This window comes from Pedobacter fastidiosus, assembly GCF_014306625.1.
GTDB lineage: Bacteria > Bacteroidota > Bacteroidia > Sphingobacteriales > Sphingobacteriaceae > Pedobacter > Pedobacter fastidiosus.
The window spans coordinates 147,341-173,738 of the sequence record NZ_JACRYL010000005.1; the positions used below are offsets into that span (position 1 = coordinate 147,341).

20 protein-coding genes and 1 riboswitch are annotated in these 26,398 nt (G+C 37.0%); of the genes, 10 read left to right on the forward strand and 10 right to left on the reverse strand.

The features are described 5' to 3' along the window. Positions 1 to 13: 13 nt before the first annotated feature. From H7U22_RS07035 to H7U22_RS07045, 3 genes are read left to right on the forward strand one after another with little or no spacing between them, the layout of a single operon-like run. Positions 14 to 940: a CPBP family intramembrane glutamic endopeptidase gene (locus H7U22_RS07035; RefSeq protein WP_187070646.1), complete on the forward strand. Its 927-nt coding sequence runs from the start codon at positions 14 to 16 to the stop codon at positions 938 to 940. Beyond that, positions 921 to 1,127: a putative signal transducing protein gene (locus tag H7U22_RS07040; protein ID WP_158526236.1), complete on the forward strand. Its 207-nt coding sequence runs from the start codon at positions 921 to 923 to the stop codon at positions 1,125 to 1,127. The genes H7U22_RS07035 and H7U22_RS07040 overlap by 20 nt, the downstream gene beginning before the upstream one ends. A gap of 28 nt (positions 1,128 to 1,155) precedes the next feature. After that, on the forward strand, positions 1,156 to 1,965 hold the full coding sequence (locus tag H7U22_RS07045; RefSeq protein WP_187070647.1) for a phosphatidate cytidylyltransferase: 810 nt from the start codon (positions 1,156 to 1,158) through the stop codon (positions 1,963 to 1,965). A gap of 91 nt (positions 1,966 to 2,056) precedes the next feature. Here the strand turns inward: H7U22_RS07045 and H7U22_RS07050 are convergent, their stop codons facing one another. After that, the gene (locus H7U22_RS07050) at positions 2,057 to 2,443 is read right to left on the reverse strand and encodes an acyl-CoA thioesterase (RefSeq protein ID WP_187070648.1); all 387 of its coding nucleotides are present in this window, start codon (positions 2,441 to 2,443) and stop codon (positions 2,057 to 2,059) included. Positions 2,444 to 2,537: 94 nt separating this feature from the next. Beyond that, on the reverse strand, positions 2,538 to 4,871 hold the full coding sequence (metE, locus tag H7U22_RS07055) for a 5-methyltetrahydropteroyltriglutamate--homocysteine S-methyltransferase (protein WP_187070649.1): 2,334 nt from the start codon (positions 4,869 to 4,871) through the stop codon (positions 2,538 to 2,540). Between the two features lie 200 nt (positions 4,872 to 5,071). Continuing rightward, positions 5,072 to 5,275: riboswitch (cobalamin riboswitch) on the reverse strand. A gap of 186 nt (positions 5,276 to 5,461) precedes the next feature. Here metE and H7U22_RS07060 point away from each other — a divergent pair. Continuing rightward, positions 5,462 to 8,167 carry a M14 family metallopeptidase gene (locus tag H7U22_RS07060; protein ID WP_187070650.1) on the forward strand — a complete coding sequence of 902 codons (2,706 nt, stop codon included), beginning with the start codon at positions 5,462 to 5,464 and terminating at the stop codon, positions 8,165 to 8,167. Between the two features lie 43 nt (positions 8,168 to 8,210). Here H7U22_RS07060 and H7U22_RS07065 read toward each other — a convergent pair whose 3' ends face one another. After that, positions 8,211 to 8,837 (reverse strand): hypothetical protein, encoded by a 627-nt coding sequence (locus H7U22_RS07065; protein ID WP_187070651.1) that lies wholly within the window; start codon positions 8,835 to 8,837, stop codon positions 8,211 to 8,213. 248 nt (positions 8,838 to 9,085) lie between these two features. Here H7U22_RS07065 and H7U22_RS07070 point away from each other — a divergent pair, with 248 nt between their 5' ends. Next, entirely contained in the window at positions 9,086 to 9,802 is a 717-nt protein-coding gene (locus tag H7U22_RS07070; protein WP_187070652.1) for a DsbA family oxidoreductase, read from the forward strand. 65 nt (positions 9,803 to 9,867) lie between these two features. Here the strand turns inward: H7U22_RS07070 and H7U22_RS07075 are convergent, their stop codons facing one another. The 6 genes from H7U22_RS07075 to mfd all read right to left on the reverse strand — a co-directional run bounded on the left by H7U22_RS07075 (position 9,868) and on the right by mfd (position 20,585). Continuing rightward, complete coding sequence (locus H7U22_RS07075; RefSeq protein ID WP_187070653.1) at positions 9,868 to 11,301, reverse strand: TolC family protein; 1,434 nt, start codon at positions 11,299 to 11,301, stop codon at positions 9,868 to 9,870. After that, positions 11,294 to 14,461 carry an efflux RND transporter permease subunit gene (locus H7U22_RS07080; RefSeq protein ID WP_187070654.1) on the reverse strand — a complete coding sequence of 1,056 codons (3,168 nt, stop codon included), beginning with the start codon at positions 14,459 to 14,461 and terminating at the stop codon, positions 11,294 to 11,296. Before H7U22_RS07080 ends, H7U22_RS07075 begins: the two co-directional genes overlap by 8 nt. A 22-nt stretch (positions 14,462 to 14,483) precedes the next feature. Further along, on the reverse strand, positions 14,484 to 15,566 hold the full coding sequence (locus H7U22_RS07085) for an efflux RND transporter periplasmic adaptor subunit (protein WP_187070655.1): 1,083 nt from the start codon (positions 15,564 to 15,566) through the stop codon (positions 14,484 to 14,486). Between the two features lie 235 nt (positions 15,567 to 15,801). Further along, a complete protein-coding gene (locus tag H7U22_RS07090) occupies positions 15,802 to 16,020 on the reverse strand; it encodes a DUF3820 family protein (RefSeq protein ID WP_187070656.1) in 219 nt (72 codons plus the stop codon). Beyond that, positions 16,020 to 17,156, reverse strand: a complete 1,137-nt coding sequence (locus H7U22_RS07095) for an ATP-binding protein (protein ID WP_187070657.1) — start codon at positions 17,154 to 17,156, stop codon at positions 16,020 to 16,022. Before H7U22_RS07095 ends, H7U22_RS07090 begins: the two co-directional genes overlap by 1 nt. Before the next feature lie 90 nt (positions 17,157 to 17,246). Next, a complete protein-coding gene (mfd, locus tag H7U22_RS07100; protein WP_187070658.1) occupies positions 17,247 to 20,585 on the reverse strand; it encodes a transcription-repair coupling factor in 3,339 nt (1,112 codons plus the stop codon). A gap of 195 nt (positions 20,586 to 20,780) precedes the next feature. On the opposite strand from mfd, the gene H7U22_RS07105 reads away from it, so the two are divergent. From H7U22_RS07105 to H7U22_RS07125, 5 genes are all read left to right on the forward strand, one after another. Then, positions 20,781 to 21,080, forward strand: coding sequence for a DUF2752 domain-containing protein (locus tag H7U22_RS07105; RefSeq protein ID WP_187070659.1), 300 nt, complete (start codon positions 20,781 to 20,783; stop codon positions 21,078 to 21,080). A gap of 5 nt (positions 21,081 to 21,085) precedes the next feature. Next, positions 21,086 to 21,454, forward strand: coding sequence for a TM2 domain-containing protein (locus H7U22_RS07110; RefSeq protein WP_187070660.1), 369 nt, complete (start codon positions 21,086 to 21,088; stop codon positions 21,452 to 21,454). A gap of 316 nt (positions 21,455 to 21,770) precedes the next feature. Continuing rightward, positions 21,771 to 22,868 carry a Nif3-like dinuclear metal center hexameric protein gene (locus H7U22_RS07115; RefSeq protein ID WP_187070661.1) on the forward strand — a complete coding sequence of 366 codons (1,098 nt, stop codon included), beginning with the start codon at positions 21,771 to 21,773 and terminating at the stop codon, positions 22,866 to 22,868. Next, the gene (locus tag H7U22_RS07120) at positions 22,868 to 23,611 is read left to right on the forward strand and encodes a zinc ribbon domain-containing protein (protein ID WP_187070662.1); all 744 of its coding nucleotides are present in this window, start codon (positions 22,868 to 22,870) and stop codon (positions 23,609 to 23,611) included. Before H7U22_RS07115 ends, H7U22_RS07120 begins: the two co-directional genes overlap by 1 nt. Before the next feature lie 164 nt (positions 23,612 to 23,775). Next, the gene (locus tag H7U22_RS07125; protein WP_187070663.1) at positions 23,776 to 25,263 is read left to right on the forward strand and encodes a tetratricopeptide repeat protein; all 1,488 of its coding nucleotides are present in this window, start codon (positions 23,776 to 23,778) and stop codon (positions 25,261 to 25,263) included. Here the strand turns inward: H7U22_RS07125 and H7U22_RS07130 are convergent. Further along, a complete protein-coding gene (locus H7U22_RS07130) occupies positions 25,260 to 26,336 on the reverse strand; it encodes a 3-oxoacyl-ACP synthase III family protein (RefSeq protein ID WP_187070664.1) in 1,077 nt (358 codons plus the stop codon). The genes H7U22_RS07125 and H7U22_RS07130 overlap by 4 nt on opposite strands. Positions 26,337 to 26,398: the final 62 nt, after the last annotated feature.

The window sequence follows — 26,398 nt, forward strand, 5'->3', positions numbered from 1 at the left end:
AAAGGTACAAATAATGAATTTTGTAACACCTAAAAAGGTCGAAATCGATCCTTTCCTACAATTACTTTTACTTTTAGTTTACGCTATTGTTGGCGCTGTAATATTTTCGATTATCGGATTGGTGATCATTTTATGTATTTATGGTTTCGGGATGATTAGTAATTTTGAGCTGATTGCCGGTGGAGATCCCAAATTTACAGACGCTTTAAAAATCCTTCAAATTACAAGTTCAATCGGAATGTTTATTGCTCCTCCAATTGCACTTGCTTTAACAGAACGTAAAAAACCTTCAGATTTTTACGCATTTGGAAAGCCAAAATTTGTGTTATTGATTCTCGTTTTAGTCATCATGATCGTTAGCATGCCATTTATGGAATGGACAGCGATTTGGAATCAAAAAATGATTCTGCCTGATTTTTTAAAATGGATAGAACAATGGATGAAAGAAAAGGAAGATGAAGCGATGAAAGTAACCATTCAGCTCCTCACCGTACGCAATAATTGGGATTTTGTAGTTAACTTGATCATGATTGCCGTTTTGCCCGCCATTGGCGAAGAACTCATGTTTAGAGGCGGAGTTCAACGGAGTTTAAATAGAATTTTTAACAACCCGCATCTAGCCATTTGGGTTTCTGCAATAATTTTTAGCGCCATCCATATACAGTTTTACGGCTTTATTCCTCGTATGCTTTTAGGCGCTGGTTTTGGTTATTTATACTATTTCAGTGGAAGCATTTGGTACGCCATGTTAGCACACTTTTTAAATAATGCTTACGCCGTTTGTGTTGCGCTTTACATGCAAAAACACAATATGCCTTTAGATAAAGCAGATGAACCGATAGGATTTCCTTGGTATGGCTATGTAATTAGTGTAATAATAACCATAGCTTTGTTTAAATTTTTTAAAGATACCGCACAACGTGAACGAAAACTGGGTTAAAGTATATACAACCGGCGATGCATTTGCCGCCGAAGTTTTAAAACAGGGCTTAACTGAAGCCGGAATCCCTGCCGTAACAATTAATAAGCAACTTGCAGCTTATAATTTTGGCGAAGTAAACGTTTTGGTAAATCAGGCCGATTTTGATAAAGCCATTGAGTATATGGTTCAAAATGAAATTGAATAAAAAATTCTAACCCTTTACCCAACCTTAAATGAAAACCCGGGCAATAACCGCATTCTTTTTTACCATTGTTATGCTTGGCTCCATCTTTTTGGGCAGCTATACTTTTACAGCGTTTTATCTCATCTTAAGTATTTTATCTCTTTTTGAGTTTTATAAACTGATTAAAAATTCAGGAATTAGGCCACACCGAAATATTGGCTTAGTTGCCGGAGGTTTAATTTTCTTAATGGCGGCGGGTTTGCATTACCTAAAATACGATGTAAAATATCTTCTGCTATGTATCCCCTTAATCTTCTCTGTTTTCATTAGCGAACTCTACAAGAAGAACAAAATTCCTTTCGCCAACATCTCCTACACCTTTGTGGGCTTTGTTTATGTAACTATTCCATTTTGCTTTTTTCATGCCTTAGGGTTTTTAAAAGACTGGAATAATTACAACTTTCATTTTCCGCTAGCTTTTTTATTGATGCTTTGGGCTAACGATACAGGCGCCTATCTTTTTGGGGTAAAGTATGGTAAGCGAAAATTATTCGAGCGCCATTCGCCTAAAAAAAGTTGGGAAGGCTTTTTTGGAGGAATGTTTACAAGCGTTTTGGTTGCCATCGGTTTATCTTATTTATTTACCGAAAACAAAGTAATTGTTTGGGCAGGAATGGCGGTTTTAATCGCCTCTTTTGGTACGCTAGGCGATTTGGTAGAATCGATGCTTAAACGAAGTTTAGATACTAAAGATAGTGGCGGTTTATTGCCAGGACACGGCGGTTTGCTAGATCGTTTTGACGGTTTGTTATTGGCTGCGCCGGTTGTGTACGCTTATCTTTATTTGATTCTATATTAATTTTCTGTTTTTTTCCCAATCGGGTTTATAATTAATTTTTTACCTAAAAGATGTAATTATATTGTGATTTCAGTGCCTCAGTTACAAGAAATTACTTAATTACTTGAACCGGTTTTTTCTGTTCATCAATAGCAACGAAGGTAAAACTTCCATGAACAGCAAGTTCTCTACCCTCAGCATACATTTGCTCAATGTAAATTTCTACATTCACTTTTAAACTGGTATTGCCTACATGGCTCACCATTCCAATTAACTCTACAATAGTTCCAGCAGGGATTGGTTTTTTGAAATCGATTCTGTCACTGCTAACCGTAACCATAATCTGCCTGCTAAAGCGAGTTGCGGTAATAAAGGCTACTTCGTCCATTAAGTGCATGGCCGTTCCACCGAAAAGGGTATCGTAATGATTGGTCGTATTCGGGAAAACAGCTTTAAAAATGCTTGTTTTTGAGTTGGATATTCTTTCTTCTAGAGTCATATTGGGTTTATAAATTAGCCACGGAAACACGGATCTTTACAGATTAATTTTATTCAATTTCTTCTGTGTTTTCTGCGCTTCCGTGGCAAAAGTATTAATTTATTTGTTGCTCAGCTGTTAATACAACTTCTGCCTGGCGCATTTCCTTTGCCGCTTCAACCATTTCAATTAAAGCTTTTTTGGTTTCATCCCATCCACGGGTTTTTAATCCGCAATCTGGGTTTACCCAAAGTTGCTCGCTTGGAATAACAGCTTTTGCTTTCTTTAATAAATGAACCATCTCCTCCCTTTTTGGAACTCTTGGCGAATGGATGTCGTAAACGCCTGGGCCAATCTCGTTTGGATATTTAAAATCGGCGAAAGCATCCAACAACTCCATTTGCGAACGGGAAGTTTCTATCGTAATCACATCGGCATCCATATCAGCAATGTTCTGAATAATATCATTAAACTCCGAATAACACATGTGCGTGTGGATTTGCGTTCCATCCTCAACCCCACTCGCTGAAATTTTAAAGGCTTTTACCGCCCAGTTTAAATAATTCTGCCAATCCGCTTTTCGTAAAGGCAAGCCCTCTCTAATGGCAGGCTCATCTATCTGAATAATCTTAATTCCTGCGTTTTCCAAATCGCAAACCTCATCCCGAATGGCTAAGGCAATTTGTGTACAGGTTTCCGAACGGGGTTGATCATTTCTTACAAAAGACCACTGTAAAATAGTAACCGGACCAGTTAACATTCCTTTCATATATTTTGAAGTTAAGGATTGTGCATAGGCCGTCCATTTTACAGTCATCGCTTTCGGACGAGATACATCGCCAAAAATTATGGGAGGTTTAACGCATCGAGAGCCATAACTTTGTACCCATCCATTTTTCGAGAAAGCAAAACCATTAAGTTGTTCACCAAAATATTCAACCATGTCGTTTCGTTCAAACTCGCCATGAACCAACACATCCAAGTCGATTTCTTCCTGCCATTTTACCGCTTTTGCAGTCTCTTCAGCAATCAAGGTGTTGTATTCATCTAATGTGTAAGTTCCGTTTTTAAACTTTGCTCTCCAACTTCTCACTTCTGCCGTTTGCGGGAAAGAACCAATAGTTGTTGTGGCATAAGCCGGAAGATTTAACGATTGTTGCTTAATCTTTCTGCTAGCAAACGAACTTAAGCGTTCAGAATCTTCATCTTTTAAAGCTAAAACTCTTTGTTTAACTTGTTGATTGTGAATTAAAGTAGAGCTTTTGCGATTGCTAATTGCGGTTTTATTTTCTTCGAGCTTTTGCAGGGTAGATGCAGGGCTTTCTTGTGTGGCGAGTTTTTTGAGAATTACAGTTTCGGCTATTTTTTGTTTAGCAAAAGCCAACCATTGTTTTATTTCGGCAGATAAATTCTGCTCATCGGTTTCATTGGTTAAATCCACAGGAGAATGGATTAATGAGCATGAAGGCGCAATCCATAAACGATCTGAGCCTAGTTTTTCAACGGCCTGATTAATTACTGACAAAGATTTTTCGAAATCATTTTTCCAGATATTTCTTCCGTCTACAATACCTAAAGAAAGAATGGTTTTTTCGCCAAGTGCGGATATAACTTCATTTAACTGTGTTTCTGCCCGAACCAAATCTATATGCAAAACATTTATCGGAAGCGATACAGCTAAATCCAGATTATTTCCCAATCCTTCAAAATAGGTAGCCAAAACAACTTTTAATCTTGGGAAAGCTTTTCTAATTTCCTTATAAACATATTCGTAAGCCTTCTGTATTTTTTCGTTTAAATCAAGCGTTAAAAAAGGCTCATCAAATTGAACATATTCAACATCCAGAGCATCTAGGCGAGTTAAAACGTCCATGTAAACCGAAAGTAGATTTTTTATTAAATCGATTTTATCGAAACCAGATTCCTTTTCTTTTCCCAATAGTAGATAAGAAACTGGACCAATTAAAACTGGCTTGGTCGTAATTCCAAGTTGTTTCGCCTCATAAAACTCATCAATAATTTTGGTTGAAAATAGTTTAAAAGGCTGGTCTTTGTAAAATTCTGGAACAATGTAATGATAGTTGGTATCGAACCATTTTGTCATTTCCATAGCAACAACATCCAAGCCTTCTTTTTGATACCCTCTGGCCATTGCAAAGTATAAATCCAGCTCAGAATTACCCTTTTTTAAAATGACTTCGTTGTACCTTTTCGGAATGGCTCCAAAAGTTAACGAATGATCAAGAACATGATCGTAGAAAGAGAAATCGTTAGATGGAATAACATCAATTCCTACTTCTTTTTGCATCAGCCAGTTTTCATGGCGGATGTTTTTGCCTACCTGAAGTACGTTTTTGTACCCAGTTTTATCTGCCCAATAATTTTCGCAGATTTTCTTTAATTCTCGGTGGCTACCAATTCGCGGATAGCCAAGATTTTGCGTTAGCATTTCTTTTAAAGATTAAGTAAATAAATCGTTTAAAAGCCCTTTTTGCAATATTTTATACTGTTTTCTGCTAAAAATAAATGGAAAGGAATGGGCACAAAAAATCGGAGCATCAGCATAAAAGCTTAGCACAAACTTTAATAAAACGGTTAATTTTATTGTGAACCTATCAGACCTGACCAATTGCTTTATAACGCGAAAGCACCGTCAATTCGATAATGGCAGGTCTCCTGACTTATCCCCAATTTTATCGCCTTCCCATGTTCGAAAACACAGTGGCCTAATTGATAAAACTGTTGTCTTTTTTGTTAAAGACAAGATTTACAGTTGCGCGACAGCTCGTGATTTTCACACGATTCCCTTTTAATCCAGATCTTACACCCGGAACCTATATCGGTTGATGAAAAAATAAAGTTAAGAACTTACATCAATGGCAAATGTATGGATTAGGATTAAGAAATTTTTCGATTTCTAGTCATTCCCCTTAAATGGCGCTCTAAAACCTAAAGATCTACTTGTAACAAATTTACTTCAGGGCATTTTTGGATACCTTTCTATATTATATTTGATTATCCAACCAACAAATCCCGATTATGATAAAAAACTACTTTAAAAAGCTGTGTCTTGCCTTTTTAATTGTAAGCAGTTCCGTTGTTGCAATTGCACAGGAAATCCCTACACCAAAATCGCACTTTGGCTTCAGTATTGGCGATGACTATCAACTGGCCACTTACACGCAGACTGAAGCTTATTTTAAGAAACTTGCAGAAGCATCAAACCGAATAAAACTCGTAGATATAGGCAAAACCGAAGAAGGAAGAAGCCAGTATATGCTGATTGTTTCTTCGCCAGAAAACTTAAAAAAACTAGATCGCTACAAAGAGATTTCGCAACAACTTGCGCATGCAGAAATATCGCCAGAAAAGGCAAAAGCATTGGCGCAAGAAGGTAAAGCTGTTGTTTGGATTGACGGTGGCTTACATGCTAATGAAACCGTTGGGGCACATCAATTAATCCAGACCATTTACGAATTTGTTTCGAGGAAAGACCCTGAAACGATGCGTATTTTGGATAATGTGATCATTCTATTTACCCATGCAAATCCTGATGGACAGGAACTGGTAAGTAATTGGTACATGAGAGATAAGGATCCTAAAAAAAGAACTTTAAGTGGTTTGCCAAGGCTTTATGAAAAGTATGCGGGACATGATAATAATAGAGATTTCTTTATGCTTAATCTTAAGGAAACGCAAAACATCGGGCGTCAGCTTTTTGTAGAATGGATTCCGCAGATTATGTACAACCACCATCAGGCTGGTCCTGCAGGAACCGTTGTTGCTGGCCCGCCCTATCGCGATCCTTTTAATTATGTTTTCGACCCAACAATTTTAACCAGTTTAGATGCTGTTGGTGCCGCAATGCACAACCGAATGAATGTAGAAAACAAACCCGGATACACACAACGAGGCGGATCTGTATATTCTACTTGGTATAACGGAGGACTTCGTACTACAACTTATTTCCATAATATGGTTGGTTTGTTAACAGAAATTATTGGTAGCCCAACACCTTCTGATATTCCTTTGGTGCCTTCTAGATTATTGCCTAGCGGAGATTCTCCGAACCCGATTACGCCGAGAAAATGGTATTTCAAAAATTCGATCGATTATTCGGTTTCGTTAAATTATGCTGTTTTAGGGTACGCCCAGCGCTATCGCGATGAATTGTTGTTTAATATTTATCAAATGGGCAGAAACTCTATTGATAGAGGAAGCAAAGATAATTGGTCGTTTTCGCCTAAAAAGATTGAAGCTATAAATGAGGCTGCTAAAAATGATAAAGGCGCAACAGTTACTGGTGGAGAATCTGATTTTGGCGCTCGCAGACAAATGAGTATGAAAGCTTATGATACGGTGATGAAGGCGCCAGTTAATCGAGATGCCAGAGGTTATATTCTTTCGGCAAATCAACCCGACTTTAACACAGCAGTTAAATTTTTGAATGCTTTAATTAGAACTGGAATTGTTGTAGAAAAAGCTTCTGCCGATTTTACTGTTGAAGGCAAGAAATATCCTGCCGGAAGTTATGTTGTAAAAACCGATCAAGCTTTTAGACCGCACGTTTTGGATATGTTTGAGCCACAAGATCATCCAAATGATTTTAAATATCCTGGTGGCCCACCAGTTGCTCCATACGATGCTGCGGGCTGGACTTTGGCTTATTTAATGAATGTTAAGTTTGATCGGATTTTGAATGATTTTTCTGGCCCATTTAAAAAATTACCCGTTGGAGAACTTTTAACACCATTAAATAAAGTGCCTTTAGGTAAAGGATTTGTTTTAAGCTCCAAACAAAATGATTCTTATAAAGCCGTTAACGATTTATTAAAAGCAAATTTGGCCATCGTTCGTGATGAAAAATCAGGCGATTTCTATGTTAAATCATCAGCTAAAGCAGTTGAGGTTTTGCAAAAAGCAAATGTGAATGCTCAAATTGGAGCTGAACCAAAACGTAAGGTTGCGGTAAATAATGCTCGTATTGCTTTATGGGATACTTATGGCGGATCGATGCCTTCTGGTTGGGTTCGTTTTATAATGGAGCAGTACCATTATGCTATTGATGTTATATATCCGCAGGATGTTGATGCAGGAAATCTGAAATCTAAATATGATGTAATTGTGTTTGTTGGTGGCGCAATTCCCGTACTTCAGGCGCAAGGAGCTAGCGGTAGAAATTTTGGACCAAAAGCCGAAGATATTCCTGAAGAATACAGAAAGCAATTGGGAAGAATCACTGCTGATAAATCTATTCCCGAATTGAAGAAATTTTTAGAAGAAGGAGGAAAGATCGTAACAATGGGAACGAGTACAAATCTTGCATTTCAATTGGGCTTGCCCGTAAAAAACGCCATTGTTGAGCTTGTTGATGGGAAAGACAAAAAACTTCCTGATGAAAAATATTACATCCCCGGCAGTGTTTTGCAAACAGAAATTGATGTAAATAAACCCGCTAACTGGGGTTTAGATAAACTTACTGATGTGTATTTTGATGAAAGTCCGGTTTTTAAATTGGATAAAGAATCAAAATCAGATTATAAAATTGAACCCTTGATGTGGTTTAATTCTTCTGCTCCACTAAGAAGCGGCTGGGCTTGGGGGCAAGCTTATCTAAAAGATGGGATCACGAGTTTCCAAAGCCAAATTGGAAAAGGAACACTTTATGCATTTGGGCCAGAAATTACATTCCGGGCACAAACTCATGGAACATTTAAGTTGCTGTTTAATCAGTTGTATAAGTAGGAAAGAAAGCTAAAAGCCATTCAAATGGCTTTTAGCTTTTAGATTACTTTGAATATGGAAAGTTTCTAGCAACTTTTCTCATCATAGTTTCAACCAATTCATCTGTTGAAGTTTTGATATTATCATCCATAGTTTTGTAGAAGCGCCATAATAATTCACCATCAGCGCCATTGTTTATTATTAAGGTTAGCTTTCCTGTTCCAGTTTTTCCGCCTAATCCTATTAGAGAGGTAGCAATTGCGCCCGCTTCAGATTTAGTAGATTCACTATCATAACTCCCGCCAACAATTGCATCAACACCTAGAACTTTGGCAATTTCATCTTTAGTCATTTCGTCTAACTTATCAATTATTCCCGCCTTTTTTAATAGGATGTTTGTTTTGTCAATATCTTGGAATTTAACAGAATAATTATCAGCTTTTCTCAACAAATAAGTGTACATACTAGATTGTATTGATTTTGACATCGCCATTTCTTGTTCTTTATTAGCTGCAGCATCATAATTTTTAGGAAGCTTTTTGTAAGTTATCTTAGTTGAAAACGGAATGATTGCTACAATTTTGTGCTTTGGTATTTCCGTTTTCATTGATGGCCCCTCAAAAATTTGTTTTTGAGCACTCGCCGAAAGCCCTAGTCCGACAATTAAAAGCACTAATAAGTTTTTTTTCATTTCATTTGGTTTATCATAGCAACATTGCTTATGGTTTGATTTAATGTTATATGTAAGTTAAAATGATGCCGAAAGATTAAATAAATCAACTAACTAATAATCAGCAACTTAAAAATAATATTATTTTTCGTGTGGGGAACTATTTCCCCTGCTGGGAAAAAAATTGCTCAGTTTGGGGAATAATTTTGGGGAATGTGTTTTTACTTTGCGCTTACCCATCTTTACAATAATCAAGGTAATTTTACTCCATGAAAGTAGAAATCTGGTCGGATGTAATGTGTCCGTTTTGCTATATCGGGAAAAGGCATTTTGAACAGGCAATCGATAGGCTTCCGTTTAAAAATGAAATTGAGGTGGATTGGAAAAGCTATCAGCTTAATCCTGAATATCACAATACAAATAACGAAACGGTTTACGAATACCTTTCTAGAAGCAAAGGGATGCCGATTGAGCAAGCAAAGCAAATGACCAAGCAGGTTGTTGACATGGCCTCAAATGCAGGATTAACAATTGATTTTGATAAAAATATTCCAGCAAATACCTTTAATGCACACCGATTAATTCATTTGGCAGCAAAACATAATCTTCAGGATTTAGCCGAAGAAAAATTATTTGAAGCTCATTTTGTTCAAAGCAGAAATATTGGCGAAACTTCGGTTCTGGTTGATGTTGCTGGAGAAATTGGCTTGGATAAAGCTGAAGCAGAGGAAGTTTTAAATAGCGATCAATTTGCGGAAGCTGTTCGTTATGATGTTTATGAAAGTCAGAGTTTGGGAATCCGTGGTGTTCCCTATTTTGTAATGGATCGTAAGTATGGGGTTTCTGGTGCCCAACCTGTTCAAGCTTTTACTGATGCTTTAACGCAGAGTTTTACCGAATGGAAAGAAACTCAGCCGAAATCTACATTAACATCTTTAAATAAAACTGATGATGCCGTTTGCGATGAAAATGGCTGTGAGATCTAGTATAAAATAAATACTTTGACAACTTTCTATGCGATTGAGCAAGGAAGTTGTCAAAGTTTATTTGCTTAATTCCATCCACCGCCTAAAGCGTGATAGATGTTTACCACAGCATTTAACTGTTGCTTTTTGGTTTCGATAAGCTCTAATTTAGATTGTAACGCATCACGTTGCGTCATTAGCACTTCAAAATAATCTGCTCTTGTTGATTTAAATAAATCATTAGCAATTTCTATTGATTGCGTTAATGCTAAAACTTGCTTAGATTTTAACTCATAGCTTTTCTGCAGATTGTTTATGTTTGATAACTGATTTGCGACCTCCATATATCCGTTTAAAATGCTTTTCTCGTAATTAAATACGGCCTGCAACTGTTTCGCGTTTGCGGTTAAATATTCGGCCTTAATGGCGTTTCTGTTAATTAGTGGGCCTGCTAAATCTCCAGCCAAAGAATACGCTAAAGATTCTGGCGTTCTTAATAAATAAGTAGGATTAAATGCCTGATAACCTAGAGTAGCAGAAATTCCCAATGATGGATAAAACTGTGCTTTTGCAACTTTAACGTCTAATTTAGCTGCTGAAAGATCGTATTCTGCTTGTTTAATATCTGGACGATTGGCTAGCAATTGTGCCGGAATACCCGCCTGAATGGTTGGCGGAACTAAATCAAGAAAGCTGGTTTTATCTCTTACAATAGTTTGTGGATAGCGAGCAAGTAAGAAATTAATTTTGTTTTCAGATTCAGTGATTTGTTGTTGAATATCAAATTCCAAACTTTTCGAACTTAAAACCTCCGCTTCAAATTTACGCACTGCAAGCTCGGTAACTCTAGCGGCCTGCTTCTGAATTTTCATTAATTCAAGTGCATTGCTTTGCAACGCAATGTTCTTTTTAACAATCTCCAACTGGTTATCTTGCGACAATAATTCGTAATATGTATTTGCGATTTCTGCAACAAGGTTAGTGATTACGAAATTTTTACCTTCCACTGTTGATAAATAACGCGTTACAGCTGCTTTTTTTGCATTTCGTAATTTATGCCAAATATCGGCTTCCCAATTGGCTTGAATTCCAAATCCATAATCTGGCAATACTTCAGGCACTTCTTTTCCTGGTGTAATTTCTGTTGAAGCATCTCCAGCACCGCCACTTGTATATCGTCCTACTTTTTCTAATCCAGCACCTACTCTATAACCCACTGTTGGTAAAAGCTCTCCCTTTTTTGCTCTAATTTCATTTTTAGCAATTTCAATTTCTTGAAGCGTGATGTTCAATTCCTGGTTATTCTTTAAAGCAGTATCGATCAAGCTAGCCAAATTAGGGTCAGTAAAGAACTGACGCCATTGTACTTTACCGCTACTTAAAGTATCAATTGAAGTATTAAAACTTCCTGGTACATTTTTGTTTTCGGTTCTCTGTGCAACTTGCGGTACTTTGCAAGCGGTGTAGGCTATGCAGATTAAAACGAATGCAACGCCTTTATATATATTTTTCTTAAACATTGTGTTCAATTTCTTCGGTTAATGGATGTTCTTCTTCAATTTTGATTAATTTTCGCTTTGCGGCAATGGTTCCAAAAATGAAATATAAGCCCGGGATTATAATTACCCCAAACACGGTACCGAAAAGCATCCCGCCGGTTGCGGCTGTACCAATAGTTCTGTTACCAATTTTGCCAGGACCGGTTGCAATCATTAAGGGAATTAAGCCAGCAATGAAAGCGAAAGAAGTCATTAAAATTGGGCGGAACCTAACAACTGCTGATTCTATAGCGGCTTGAGCTACAGAAACCCCCTGACTCTGCCTTTGTGCGGCAAACTCTACAATTAGCACTGCATTTTTACCCAGCAATCCAATAAGCATAACCATTGCCGCTTGAGCATAAATATTGTTTTCTAAGCCTAGAATTTTAAGTAAAAGATAGGTTCCGAAAATACCAGCAGGTAACGATAGGATTACCGAAAGCGGTAAAATAAAACTCTCGTATTGTGCGGCCAAAATCAAGTAAACGAAGCCCAAACAAATCAAGAAAATATAAATCGCTTCATTTCCTCTAGATACCTCATCTTTTGAAATCCCCGCCCAATCTATCCCAAAACCTCTTGGCAGTGTTTTTTGTGCAACTTCCGTAATGGCTTTAATGGCTTCACCAGAGCTATATCCCTGACCAGATTGTCCGCTAATTTCCGAATCGTTAGACATATTATGTCGGGTAATTTCTGATAAACCATATACTTTATCCATTTTCATAAAGGCAGAAAATGGCACCATTTCATCACGGCTATTTTTTACCGAAAGCTTTAAAATATCGCTTGGTAATGCTCTATATTGAGGCAATGCCTGCACCATTACTTTGTATTGCCTGTCGTATTTAATGAAACTGGTTTCGTAATTACTCCCCACAAACGTTGATAAAGTATTCATAGCGTTATCAATCGTTACGCCTTTCTGCTGAGCAAGGTCGTTATCGATTTTTAGCATATATTGAGGGAAGCTGGCACTGTAGAAACTAAATACAGATGAAAGTTCTTTACGCTTATTCAGCTCCCTAACAAAATCGTTGCTCACGGTTTCCATTTTTTTGTAATCACCACTTCCGGCTTTATCTAAAAGACGCAGCTCGAAACCGCCTGCCGCACCATAACCTGGCACCGCTGGAGGTTGGAAAAACTCAATAGTTGCTCCAGGAATGTCTTTGGCCTTTACTTCCAATTCTTTAATCACATCCAGCGAGGAGTTTTTACGTTCACTCCAATCTTTTAAGTTGATTAAACAAGTTCCCGCATTCGATCCTGTTCCTTCGGTAAGGATTTCGTAACCTGCTAATGAAGAAACAGATTTTACACCTTCAATTCCTTTAGCAACCACTTGCAATCGTTTGGCAATTTGGTTGGTTCTCTCCAATGTAGATCCTGCAGGAGTTTGAATAATGGCATAAACCATTCCTTGATCCTCGTTTGGAATAAATCCTGATGGAACCGAGCTGTTTAACAACCATATTCCAATACAGAAAAAGATTAGTGCTCCAAAAGTGAAAAGCCTACGGGTTACAACCTTATCTAAAATGTTTTTATAGCTTCCTGTTAATCTGCCAAACCAATTGTTAAAGCCATCTAAAACACGATCAATTGGGGTTTTCTTTTTAACCTTCCCGTGATCATTTTTTAACATGATGGCGCATAAAGCTGGCGTTAAAGTTAAAGCCACAACTCCCGAAAGAATAATTGCCGTTGCCATGGTAATAGAGAACTGGCGATAGAAAATTCCCACTGGTCCAGACATAAAAGCCACAGGAATAAACACCGAGGCCATAACGAAGGTAATGGCTATAATGGCGCCACTAATTTCTTTCATGGCTTGTTGGGTCGCTTTTAACGCAGATATTTTACTGTGCTCCATTTTACTATGGACGGCCTCGATTACTACGATGGCGTTATCTACCACCACCCCAATGGCCAATACTAGCGCAAATAATGTGATCAGATTTAGGGTGATCCCGAAAAACTGCATGAAAACAAATGTTCCAATTAGGGATACTGGTACAGCAATAATCGGAATTAAGGTTGAACGCCAATCTCCTAAGAATAAAAACACCACTAAACCTACCAAAATAAAAGCCTCAACCAGTGTGTGGATTACCTTTTCAATAGATGCATCTAAGAATTTCGATACGTCATAACTGATTTCGTAATCTAAACCTTTTGGAAATGATGATGATTTAATTTCGGCCATTTTGGCTTTTACATCTTTAATTACCTGACTTGCGTTACTTCCGTAAGATTGTTTAAGTACGATTGCAGCGGATGATTTTCCGTTCAAGTTTGAATACAAATTATAGGCAGAACTGCTGAAGTCTACATCGGCAACATCTTTAAGGCGAAGCATCTCACCATTGGGATTGGCACGCAATACAATGTCTCCATATTGTTCTTTGGTGGTATATCGACCAGAATACTTTAGTACATATTCAAATGCCTGTGATCGCTGACCCGAACTTTCGCCTGTTTTGCCTGGAGAAGCTTCTAAACTTTGCTCATCTAGCGCTTTCATTACTTCATCTGCAGAAATTTTATAGGCCTGCATCCGATCTGGCTTTAACCAAATTCGCATTGCGTAATCACGATCACCTAAAATATCGGCAAAACCAACACCATCAACCCTTTTCAGCTCTGCTAAAATGTTAATATCAGCAAAGTTATAAAGGAAACTTTCGTTCATTTTAGGGTCTTTGCTATATAGGTTGATATACATGAGCATATTCGATTCTTCCCTGGTAATTTTTACGCCCTCCCTTACTACCAAAGGAGGAAGTTTATTGGTTACGGCGGCTACACGGTTTTGTACGTTTAATGATGCTTGATTTGGATCAGTACCCAAATTAAAAACCACTTGAATACTGGCTTCGCCATCATTACCAGCATCAGAAGCAATGTATTTCATTCCCGGAACACCGTTTAAGGCACGCTCTAATGGGATAACCACAGATTTGATTAAGAGCTCATTGTTGGCTCCAGGATATTCTGCCGTGATGTTTACTTTTGGCGGCGATATGGATGGAAATTGTGTTACAGGTAGCCCGGTAATTGCCAAGGCACCTAAAAACACAATGATTAATGATATTACGATAGAAAGGACGGGCCTTTGTATGAATTTGGCGAACATAAATTTTATATCTAATGCGTTATTATTCTGCGTCTAATCTTAAACTATTGATTACACCCTTGGGATCAAGATATTTGAATTTGATTTTATCATCATCTTTTACTTTTTGCACACCGTCCAGTAAAATTTTGTCGCCTTCTTTTAGCCCACTTCCTACTACATATAAATCAGGCATTTCGTTAGCAATAACAATCTCCCTCGATCGTACTTTATTGCTCTTATCAATAACAAAAACGTAAATTTTATCCTGTATTTCAAAAGTTGCTTTCTGCGGAATAACCAATACGTTTTTTAATGGTACAAGCATTCGTATTTTGCCTGTTTCGCCATTTTTAAGTAGGCTGCTTGGGTTGTTAAATCTTGCTCTAAAAGCAATATTGCCCGTTTCGTTATCAAATTCGCTTTCTACAGTTTCTACTGTTCCTTTTGATTTTAACAATTCGTTATTGGCCATTAACAAACTAACCTGTTGCTTTCCTTTTTCTTTGGTTGCGCTAGAATAATTTAAATATTCAGGCTCTGAAACGTTAAAGTATGCGAACATTTGGCTATTATCTGATAGGCTTGTTAACAAGGCGCCTTCATCAACCAAACTGCCGAGTTTAAGTGGAATGCGATCAATAGTTCCATCAAATGGCGCTTTAATTTCGGTAAGTGCCAAATGCATTTTCGCTAAAGATGTTTCTGCATTGGCGGCATCTAGCTTAGCTTTCGCCATATAGAGCTCGTTTTTTGAAACAACATTTTTATCCGTTAATAACTTAGTGTTTTGAAGTTCGATTTCTGCAGCTTTAGTTTCTGCTTGCGCTTTTAAAAGCTCCGCTTCGAACATTTTCGGCATAATTCTAAACAATAATTGCCCAGCTTTTACGCTTTGGCCTTCATCTACATAAATTTTTTGGAGATAACCTTTTTCTTGTGCTCTCAATTCGATATTTCTAACCGATTTAATTTGAGAAACATATTCTTTTGTAAATGAAGTGTCGATTTTAAGCGGTGATGTTACCGTATAATTTGTTTCTTCTTCCTTTTCTTCTTTTTTTGGAGTGCAACCGGTTTGATACAGCAACGCACTCGCAAATGCGAGCATTATAACTTTCTTCATTATCTGATTTTTTAAGCAATTTGATTTAGGGTCTTGAAAAAACCTTTACTAATGCCAAAATAAACACAGTAGTATGAAGTTTTTATGAATTAGCTTAAAGAAGGAGGAAAGAAATGGTATTAAAGGCAGGTTTATGACACGGAAGTTGCTTTAGTTTTAGACGCAGATAAGCAAGTTGTTTTTATGACCTAAGATTATAATGTGATACACGTATTTTGGTGTTCTTATACAGAGTTTATCTGTATTGATTCTTGAGCGGAGTTAACAAATATTCCAAACCGTTTACTCTGATTTCGAACATTGTAGCCATTAAATCACCTAGTTTTCCTTTTGGAAAGCCTTTATCTTTATACCAAAGGAGATAACTTTCTGGAATATTACAGATTAAATAACCCTTATACTTTCCATAAGGCATTTGCATTTTCACTAAATCGAGTAATAAGGTAGGATCCATTAAAGTATAAATTCTAAGTAGTTTTCTTTATTAATTATTGAAAATGATGCATTTGGATAATTTTTGGCAAAAAAGCCAGGGATTTTTTTCTTTCCATCACCCCATTTAAAATCAACAGCTGTAATTTGGCCATCTCTGGTTTCTATTAAATCAATTTCTTGTTGATCGTAAGTGCGCCAAAAGTAGTGTTGAACATTTTGTTGCTGATAGGACATTCTCTTTATCCGCTCTGCGAAACAATAATTTTCCCATAATATACCTTGATCGTTGCGCAAAGCAAGCAACCTAAAATCGTTAATTACTGCATTCCGAATCCCATTATCGTAAAAATACCATTTAGAAGATTTAGTAACCTCTTTGCGTAAGTTATTACTATAGCCACTAACTTTATAAACGATAAAAACTTTAGAGAGCAAGTCGAGATAACGATCAACTGTATTTTTGCTTATGCCTAAAGTTCGAGAAATTTCATCAATAGAAACCTCCGAGCCTACTTGATAGGCGATAAGCTTCAGTAAATCAAACAACTTAGTGCTATTTTGGATATTCTCATACATCAAAATATCTTTGAGTAAGTACGATTTAACCATTTCTGCTAAATATTGCGCCTTTTCGGGTAAAGATTCTAATTGAAATAGCTCTGGATAAGAACCAAAAATCAAACGCTCTTCTAAATTTTGAGTTGTCTGCAAACCATTTTCATAATTAGCCAATTCCAATTGCGCAACGGGATAGAGATAGTAGGTTAAACTTCTGCCTGTTAAAGGTTCGCCCGTTTGGTTAGAAAGATCGAACGCAGATGATCCGCTGGCAACAATTGTTAATTCATTAAAAGTATCGATAAGTAATTTTAAGATCTTCCCAATTTCTGGTATAACCTGTGCCTCATCTATCACCAACAATTTTGTATTCCCTAAAATTCTTTTGTAATTTGCTGCGGTTCGCGTAGCAAGTAAAGCCTGCACATCTTGATCTTCTCCATTTAAAGAAAGATAATCGATATTGGCGTCTTTAGTTATCTCTTGGATGAGCCATGTTTTTCCAACTCTTCTTGTTCCAAAGAGTAAAATTACTTTGTTCTTCCCTATTTTATTAAGGATAACAGACTTTAAATATCTTGAAATCTGACTTTGCATAAGTCAAATATAACGAAAAAACGTTAATTCAGTCAACGAACTGACTAAATTAACGTTAATTGGATCAATGAACTGACTGAATTAACGTTTTTAATCGATTAATTCTAAAGTTTGGATAGCTTCTTCAACGGTGCTAACATTATCAAACGCAATTCTTAATGTATTTTTAACCTCTTTCAAGTTACACATTCGTGGATGGTTTTGAGCAAAAGTTAAAATTTTGGTAAAAGTATTCGAGTCGAAATAAGCCGATTGCTTATCACTCAAGAAATATCCACGCAAACTGTTTTTCTTAAAACTAATTTTTTCGAAGCCTAGCTTTTTCCCCAGCCACTGTAAGCGTACAACACTCAACATGGTTTTTACCTGTGGCGGCACCGGGCCAAAACGATCGGCTAAATGTTTTTCAAAAACAGCCAATTCAGTTTCATTTTCTAACTTAGAAAGCTCTGTATATAAATTGTATCGCTCCGTAATGTTGGTAATGTAAGCATCGGGAATGTACAATTCTAAATCGGTATCAACTTGTGTAAATCCTACAAACGGTCTATTGGGTTCATTCTCAAACAGGCCTTTAAATTCTGCTTCTTTTAATTCCTGAATGGCTTCATCTAAAATTTTATGGTACATTTCAAAGCCAATTTCAGCAATGAAACCACTTTGCTCTGCACCCAATAAATTCCCGCTCCCGCGAATATCCAAATCTCGCATGGCTACGTTAAAGCCACTTCCCAAATCAGAAAATTCTTCAATAGCACTTAAGCGTTTTCTTGCTTCAGAGGTTAAGGTAGAAAGCGGTGGGGAAAGTAAATAACAAAATGCTTTCTTATTACTTCGCCCAACTCGTCCACGCATTTGGTGTAAATCGCTCAATCCAAACATGTGTGCGTGATTGATGATTATTGTATTGGCATTCGGAATATCCAAACCAGCTTCAATAATTGTAGTTGCAACCAAAACATCTTTCTCGCCGTTAATAAAATCGAGCATTACATCTTCTAGCGCATCGCCATCTAACTTACCATGGGCAAGACCGATTCTAGCTTTGGGCACCAATTTTTGGATTAATCCGCCTAATTGCATCAAATCATTTACGCGATTATGCACAAAGAAAACTTGTCCGCCTCTATCCAATTCAAACTGAACCGCTTCTTGAATTAACTTATCGTTAAAAACATGAAGCTCCGTATTAACCGGTTGTCTGTTTGGCGGTGGGGTACTAATAATGGATAAATCTCGGGCACCCATCAAAGAAAAATGCAGTGTTCTTGGAATCGGCGTGGCGGTAAGCGTTAAGGTATCTACATTTACACGAACGGCTTTTAAACGCTCTTTTGCCGTAACGCCAAACTTCTGTTCCTCGTCAATAATCATGATGCCAAGATCTTTAAACTTAACATCTTTGCTCAGTAAGCGATGAGTGCCAATTAAAATATCAACTTTTCCGGCGGCAGCTTCTGCTAAAGTATCTTTAATTTGTTTGCTTGTTTTAAAGCGATTTATGTAATCAACCGTTACCGGAAAATCTTTTAATCTAGAAGAGAAAGTTTTGAAATGCTGTAGCGCCAAAATAGTAGTAGGAACCAAAATTGCAGCTTGTTTACCTTCGGCCACGGCTTTAAAAGCTGCTCGAACCGCGATTTCAGTTTTTCCAAAACCCACATCTCCACAAACCAACCGATCCATCGGATGTGGAGATTCCATATCCTTTTTCACATCTTGAGTCGCTTTTAACTGATCGGGCGTATCCTCATAAATAAAAGAAGCCTCTAATTCTGTTTGGAGATAACCATCGGGAGAAAATGCAGTTCCAGCCTGAGTTTTGCGTAAGGCATAAAGCCTAATTAAATCTCGGGCAATATCTTTAACTTTTTTTTTTGTTGTTTTCTTGAGCTTGTCCCAAGCATCCGTTCCAAGTTTGTTCATTCTTGGTACGCCACTTTCTTTTCCGCTATATTTCGCAATGCGATTTAAGGAATTGATGTTTACGTAAAGCAAATCATTATCTGCATAAACCAAACGGATCATTTCTTGGGTTTTACCGTTTACTTCAACCTTTTCAAGTCCGGCGTATTTTCCAATCCCATGATCGATATGGGTTACATAATCGCCAGATTTTAATTCGCGAAGATCTTTAAGAGTAATCGCCTGGCTTTTTTGATAGCCTTTTTTAAGCTTGTATTTATAGTAACGATCAAAAATTTGATGATCGGTGTAAAACGCAGTTTGAATTTGAGGATCAACAAAACCTTCGCGAAGCATGCTATTGATTGGCGTAAACTTGGCCGTTTTATCAATATCCTCCAAAATTGCATACAAACGCTCAATTTGTTTGGGCGAATCGGTAAAAATGAAGTTTATAATTCCAGCTTTTTCATTCTCTTTTAAATTGTGAATGAGTAAGTTAAAATCTTTATTAAAAGAGGGCTGAGGCTTAGTTTCAAACTCGAAACGATTTTCTGTCTGATAAAAAAACTGCTTTCCAAACTCTATCAAAGGGAAATCCTGAAGATGGTCGCCCAACATTTTTTCATCCGTAAAGGCAAACTTTGGATCAATCCAATCGGGATTTTGATTTTTATCTGCAAGAGATAAAGCCTTCCAGAGTTCGGTAGCCTTTTTGTAACCCGCTTTGATGATATCTAATGTAAATTCGACATCCTTAAACCAAAGCTGTGTATCTTGATCGATATAATCTAAAATGCTGATGTTGCTTTCGGTTAGAAATTTGGCTTGTACATTGGGCACAATAGTTAACGATTTTACATCGGCAACCGAAAGCTGACTTTCAATTTCAAAACTTCTAATGCTTTCTACCTCGTCGCCAAAAAATTCGATCCGAAAAGGCAAATCAGAAGAGAAAGAAAAAATATCCACAATTCCGCCACGAATAGAAAACTGACCGGGTTCGTAAACAAAATCCCGTCTATCGAAATCGTAATCAATTAAAAATTCATTAATAAAATCGATGCCTAACTTAGCGCCCAAACTTATTTCTAAAGTGTTTTTTTCTAACGCAGAGCGATCAATAACTTTTTCTGCGATGGCTTCGGGATAAGAAACCACAATTTTTCCGTATTCAGAATCGTGATTAAGTTCGTTTAAAACTTCTGCCCGAGCCAAAACATTTGCGGTATCTACCTGAGTAAAATCAAACGATTTCCGATAAGAAGAAGGGAAAAGCAAAACCTGTTTATCTAGAACGCTTTCTAAATCAGATTGGAAATAAGCAGCTTCTTCCCGATCTGGTAAAACAAAAAACAAAGGTTTATGAAGCAGAAAGTAAGAAGAAAGGGCTACAATAGCGTCGGCAGAGCCCACCAGTCCCTTTAATTGGATCTTTGGGCTTTTAGAGCTGTTTAACGCTTTGGTAAAATTAGTTACCCTTTCGTCGGTTTTATATCTATTTATTAAATCGCGGATATTCAAGACACAAAAATAAGTTATCTTTTTAATATTAACCCGCAAATTCTGTAAAGGTTTTTTAAGTTTGTTATCAAGAGCAATAAGGTTTCTCGGTGCAATACGTTTATTTGTCGGATTTTTTTTACATTTCGTCGAAATAACCCTAAATCCTGTAACAAAGGCTTTCTTGTAACCTCTAAAATATATAAAAAGCAAAACATGAAGTACATCAAAAGCTTTCCGCTAGAACTTTTTTTCTGGATCACGGCTTTGGTGTTGTTGGCAACAACTAATACTCACGAACATCACTTTACATTATGTCCTCTGGCAAACTTAGGCTTCGAGAACTGGTGTCCAGGATGTGGATTGGGGAGGTCAATAAGTCATATTTTACATGGCGAATTAACCGAAAGTTTTAGCGAACACTGGTTTGGGCTACCGGCACTGTTAATTATACTGTACCGAATTTATACATTAACAAAGAAAAAGAATTATAAGATTTTAACCACAAACAGATAAAAATCATGGATATATTTCAATCACCTCTAATGTCGTTACCAGGTATAACACCAGAGGAATACTCATACTTACAACAAGCAACAACAGGCTTAACTGAGCAACAATTGCGTAATTTCTTGATGGTTTACAGCACTAAAAGAAAGAACCCTTCAGATATGTTAATTTTTTGTTTGATAGGTTTATTTGCAGTTCCAGGCTTGCAGCGGTTTATTATAGGTCAAATCGGAATGGGTATTTTATATTTATTTACTGCAGGCTTATGTTTCATCGGTTCCATTATTGATGTTGTAAACCACAAAACCTTGGCTTTTGAGCACAACCAAAAAATGGTTTTCGAAAGTTTGCAAATGGTAAGAATGGGCGGTTTTCAATAACCCCAATCGCTTTCCATGAATGAGATAACTTATTAAATTAGAAAGCAAAGACAGAAGCATTTTTTAATGTTAGTCCCGTGCCAAGGGTACTCCCTCAGAGCCATACACTTCAAGTCCGCACCCGACGAAAAATCGGGTTTGCGGGCTTTTTGTTTCTGTCGGGTTTAGTAATTTGCTACGTCATTTCCAACTTGATCCGATAGCTATCGGATGGGAATCGTAATGCAATTGGCTTTAAGATTCCCGCCTACGCGAGAATAACGATGGCTCTAAATTTCTTTTCAAACCAAAACATCAAATTATATATCTTTATAAAATGAAATTAGTTGAACTCACCAATTACTTAGAAAGTATCGCACCGCTTAATTATCAGGAAGATTATGATAATTCTGGATTAATCGTGGGTGATCCAAATATGGAAATTCGTGGTGCTTTGGTTGCTTTAGATTGTATAGAAAAAATAGTAGACGAAGCCATTTCAACAGGCTGTAATCTTATTATAACCCATCATCCTATTGTTTTCAGAGGATTAAAAAAGCTCAACGGAAAAAATTATGTAGAACGGGTTATACTTAAGGCGATTAAAAACAATATTGCTTTGTATGCCATCCATACCAATTTAGATAGCATTCATACAGGGGTAAATGCCAGAATTTGCGAACGTTTAGGCTTAACCGGAACAAAAGTACTTGCGCCAAAAGCAGGATTGCTAAAAAAACTTGTTACGTATTGTCCGCAGGCACAAGCAGAGCAATTAAGATCGGCACTTTTTTATGCAGGTGCAGGAAATATTGGTAACTACAGTGAGTGCAGTTTCAATGCCGATGGTTTTGGAACATTCAAGGGAAACGAAAATTCTGATCCCTTTGTTGGTGAAAAAGGTGTTCGCCACAGAGAATCTGAAGTTCGGATAGAAATGGTTTATCCAACACAAACTGAACGGAAAATTTTAGTGGCATTGTTCGAAAATCATCCATACGAAGAAATTGCTTACGATATTTACAAGCTAGAGAATAAGCACGAATTGGTTGGATCGGGAATGGTGGGCTGGCTTGAATCTGATATGGACGGTTACGATTTCTTACATTTGGTAAAAGATAGAATGCAGGCTAAAGTGGTTAGGCACACCGATGTGATCAATAAAAGAATAAAAAAGGTTGCCGTATGTGGTGGATCTGGAAGTTTCCTTTTAAAAGAAGCAATCGCTGCGGGAGCTGATGCCTTTATAACTGCTGATTTTAAATACCATGAGTTTTTCGATGCAGAAGAAAAATTGATCATTGCCGACATCGGACACTTTGAAACTGAACAATTTACCTCAAATTTATTGGTTGAAATTATTCAGAAAAAATTTACTAACTTTGCAATCCGTTTAACGGAGCAAAATACAAACCCCATAAATTACTTGTTTTAATGGAACAAACCGTAGAACAAAAGCTAAAAGCTTTATACGAATTACAAAATATCCACACAAAAATTGATAAAATCCGTCAAGTAAGAGGCGAATTACCAATGGAAGTTGCCGATCTTGAAGATGATGTTTTAGGATTAGAAACTAGAATTTCTAAAATTAAGGCAGATCTTGATGATCTTGAGGATTCAATCGTAACCCGTAAAAACACGATTAAAGATGCCCAAGCAGGCATTAAAAGATACGATACTCAATTAAAAGAAGTTAAAAACAATCGTGAATACGATGCTTTAACCAAAGAGATTGAAATTCAAGGATTAGACATTCAGGTTTCTGAAAAGAAAATTAAAGAGCACGGTTTTGAGATCACTTCTAAAACTGAAATCTTCGAAGCAGCACAAGCTGAGTTAGAAGGTAGAAAGAAAGATTTAGAAGTTAAAAGAGCAGAGCTTGGTGTAATTACTGCTGAAACTGAAAAGGAAGAACAAGATTTACAAAAGAAAGCGGATAAAGCAGAGCCTCAAATTGAGGAGCGTTTATTGGTTGCTTACAAACGTTTGCGCAAAAATGCAGTTAACGGCTTAGCCGTTGTAACAATCGATCGCGATTCTTGTTCAGGTTGTTTCAACCAGATTCCACCTCAACGTCAGTTAGATATCCGTCAACGTAAAAAAATCATCGTTTGCGAACATTGTGGACGTATCTTGGTTGATGAGGCTTTAACTCACGAAGTAGCAGAAGCTTAATTAAAAGTTAAAATTATTTAAAAACGTCTCGACAAAATCGGGACGTTTTTTGTTTTTAAACAAAACAAGAATGTATTTTTTGCGTTAATTGTAGATATTTGTTTAAATATGAATTTAAGTGGCCTCTAAACCTCGGTAACTTAATTAGAAAATACAATTCTCTAATGATCAAAAGCTTGCGCCTAATTCCTGTTTTCTTTCTCTTATCGCTCCCACTTTCTCTATTTGCCAATTTTGATTTTAATGCCAACTGCTTAAATGCTTATAAAAGTATTTTTGAGCTTAAACTTGGTAATGCAAAGGCCTATATCGCAACTGAAAAAAAGTTAAGACCGAACAACTCCATTATTCCTTTGCTGGAGAATTATGTGGATTATTTTACCTTGATCACCTCAGAAAGTAAAGCGGATTTTGATCGACTTAAAGGAAACAAATCTGCCCGATTGGATAAAATAAGTGATGATGACGAGAAATCGCCTTATTGTCTTTATGCGCAAGCGGAAATTAATTTGCAATGGGCGCTAATTCATGGTCGCTATGGAGAATATTTTAATGCAGCGATGGAAATCCGCAAAGCGAACAATCAGCTGTTGGAGAACAACAAAAAGTTTCCAAATTTTCAGTTAAATCTAAAAGGATTGGGATTAATTAATGCCGTTTTGGGGAATCTTCCAGATGGTGCCTTGAAAAGTACATTGGCAACTTTCGGCATTAAGGGCAATTTGCAGAGTGGATTAAATATGTTTGAGAAACTGGCGGATAATCTTCCAAAATCTACATACGATCCGTTTTACGAAGAAGTGGTTTTTTACTACGCGTATGTTTTAACGGACGTAGCACACAGCCCCTCTGCTTATGCCAAAACGATGAAATACACCGAGCGCATAGCAGATACGAGCCTGTTAAAAAGCTATTTGCAAAGTTATGTTTGTATCAAAAATGGACATAATGATGAAGCCATAAATATTTTGGCCAAAAAACCTGAGGGTGGCGTTTATCAACCATTTCCATATCTGGATTATTTAGAAGGGATTGCACATTTGAATAAACTAGATTTAAGCGCTTCAACTTATTTTAACCGCTTTTTGCAAACCAATAAGGGCGTAAATTATATTAAAGACACTAATCTTCATTTGGGGTGGATCTCTCTCCTAAAAGGAGATAAATCGGCTTATTCTGCCTATATATCAAAAGCAATAAACAGCGGTTATACTTATAACGAGAAAGATAAGCAGGCACAAAACGAGGCTTCTACCCCAGCGCCACCTACTGATCTTTTAAAAGCAAGACTACTATTTGATGGGGGTTATCTTTCTAAAGCATTACAGACACTTGTTGATAATAAGGCAAGCGATTTCGCTACTGATAAAGATAAAACCGAATACAACTATCGTTTAGGCCGAATTTACGATGATTTAGGGAAAGACGATTTGGCGCTCACATCTTATCAAGCAACGATCAATCAAGGTAAAAATTTGAAGTATTATTTTGCATCCAATGCTGCGCTTCAAATGGGGAGAGTTTACGAGAAGAGAAAGAATACAGCCAAAGCAAGAGAGGCTTTCAATATTGCAATCGCTATGAAAAATCACGAATACGAAAGCAGTATAGAAAGCCAGGCAAAAGCAGGATTAAGAAGGTTGGCTAATTAAAACCGGTGTACAAAAGCATTAATGTGCATACCTGCGCCAACTGAAGCAAAAACAGCAACATCGCCAGATTTAACACTATAGCCTTCAACCTGTCCTTTTAAAACTAGATCTAATAAAGTTGGAATGGTTGCTACAGAACTGTTTCCCAACCAAGAAATCGTCATTGGTACTAGGTTTTCTGGAACAGTATCTTTTCCGTATAGTTTAAACAAGCGTTTCATAATGGCGGTATCCATTTTGCCATTGGCTTGATGAACAAAAACAATATTAACATCATCAACGGTTAGGCCAGCTTTATCTATCGCTTTTTTAATTACTTGAGGAACTTGAACAACGGCAAACTCATAGAGCTTACGTCCATTCATTTTTAAATAGTAATTTCCGTTGTTTTCTTCTGGATGAGCGCCTTTTCCCATGATGAGCAGATTGCCATAATTAACGGCATGTGTCTCGGTTTTGTGGGCTAAAATTCCTTTATTCTCGTCGCTTTCTTCCGCTTCGAAAATTACAGCACCAGCACCGTCAGAAAAAATCATGCTGTCGCGATCATGCGGATCGATAATACGGCTCAAAGTTTCCGCTCCGATAACCAAAACACGTTTAGCATCGCCACTTTTTATGTAATAGTTGGCTTGAATTGCTCCCTGAACCCAACCTGGGCAGCCGAAAATGATATCGTAGGCCACACAATCTGGATTTACAATGCCCAGCTGTTGTTTAACTTTTGAAGCCAAAGAAGGTAAAATATCAATCCGATTACTATTTAATGGAATATCGCCAAAGTTGTGGCAAAAGATAATGTAATCTAAAGTTTCTTTATCGATGCCTGCATTTTCTATTGCATTTTCTGCAGCTTTTGCACCGATATGATTACTTAATTGTTCAGGAGAAACGTATCGTCTTTCTACAATCTCTGTAATCTCTGAGAATTTATGAATAATTTCAGTGATCTCTTTTTCTAGAAGATTTCCATTCTCGAAAAACGTAGCGTTGAGAAATTCGTTACCAGAAATAATGTTCTCAGGAATATAACTTCCGGTTCCGGTAATTACCGTATTTATTGCTTTGCTCATAATTATAATACCGCATACTAAAACGGTATGTAGTATAAAACTATGGTTAATAAATTAGAAAT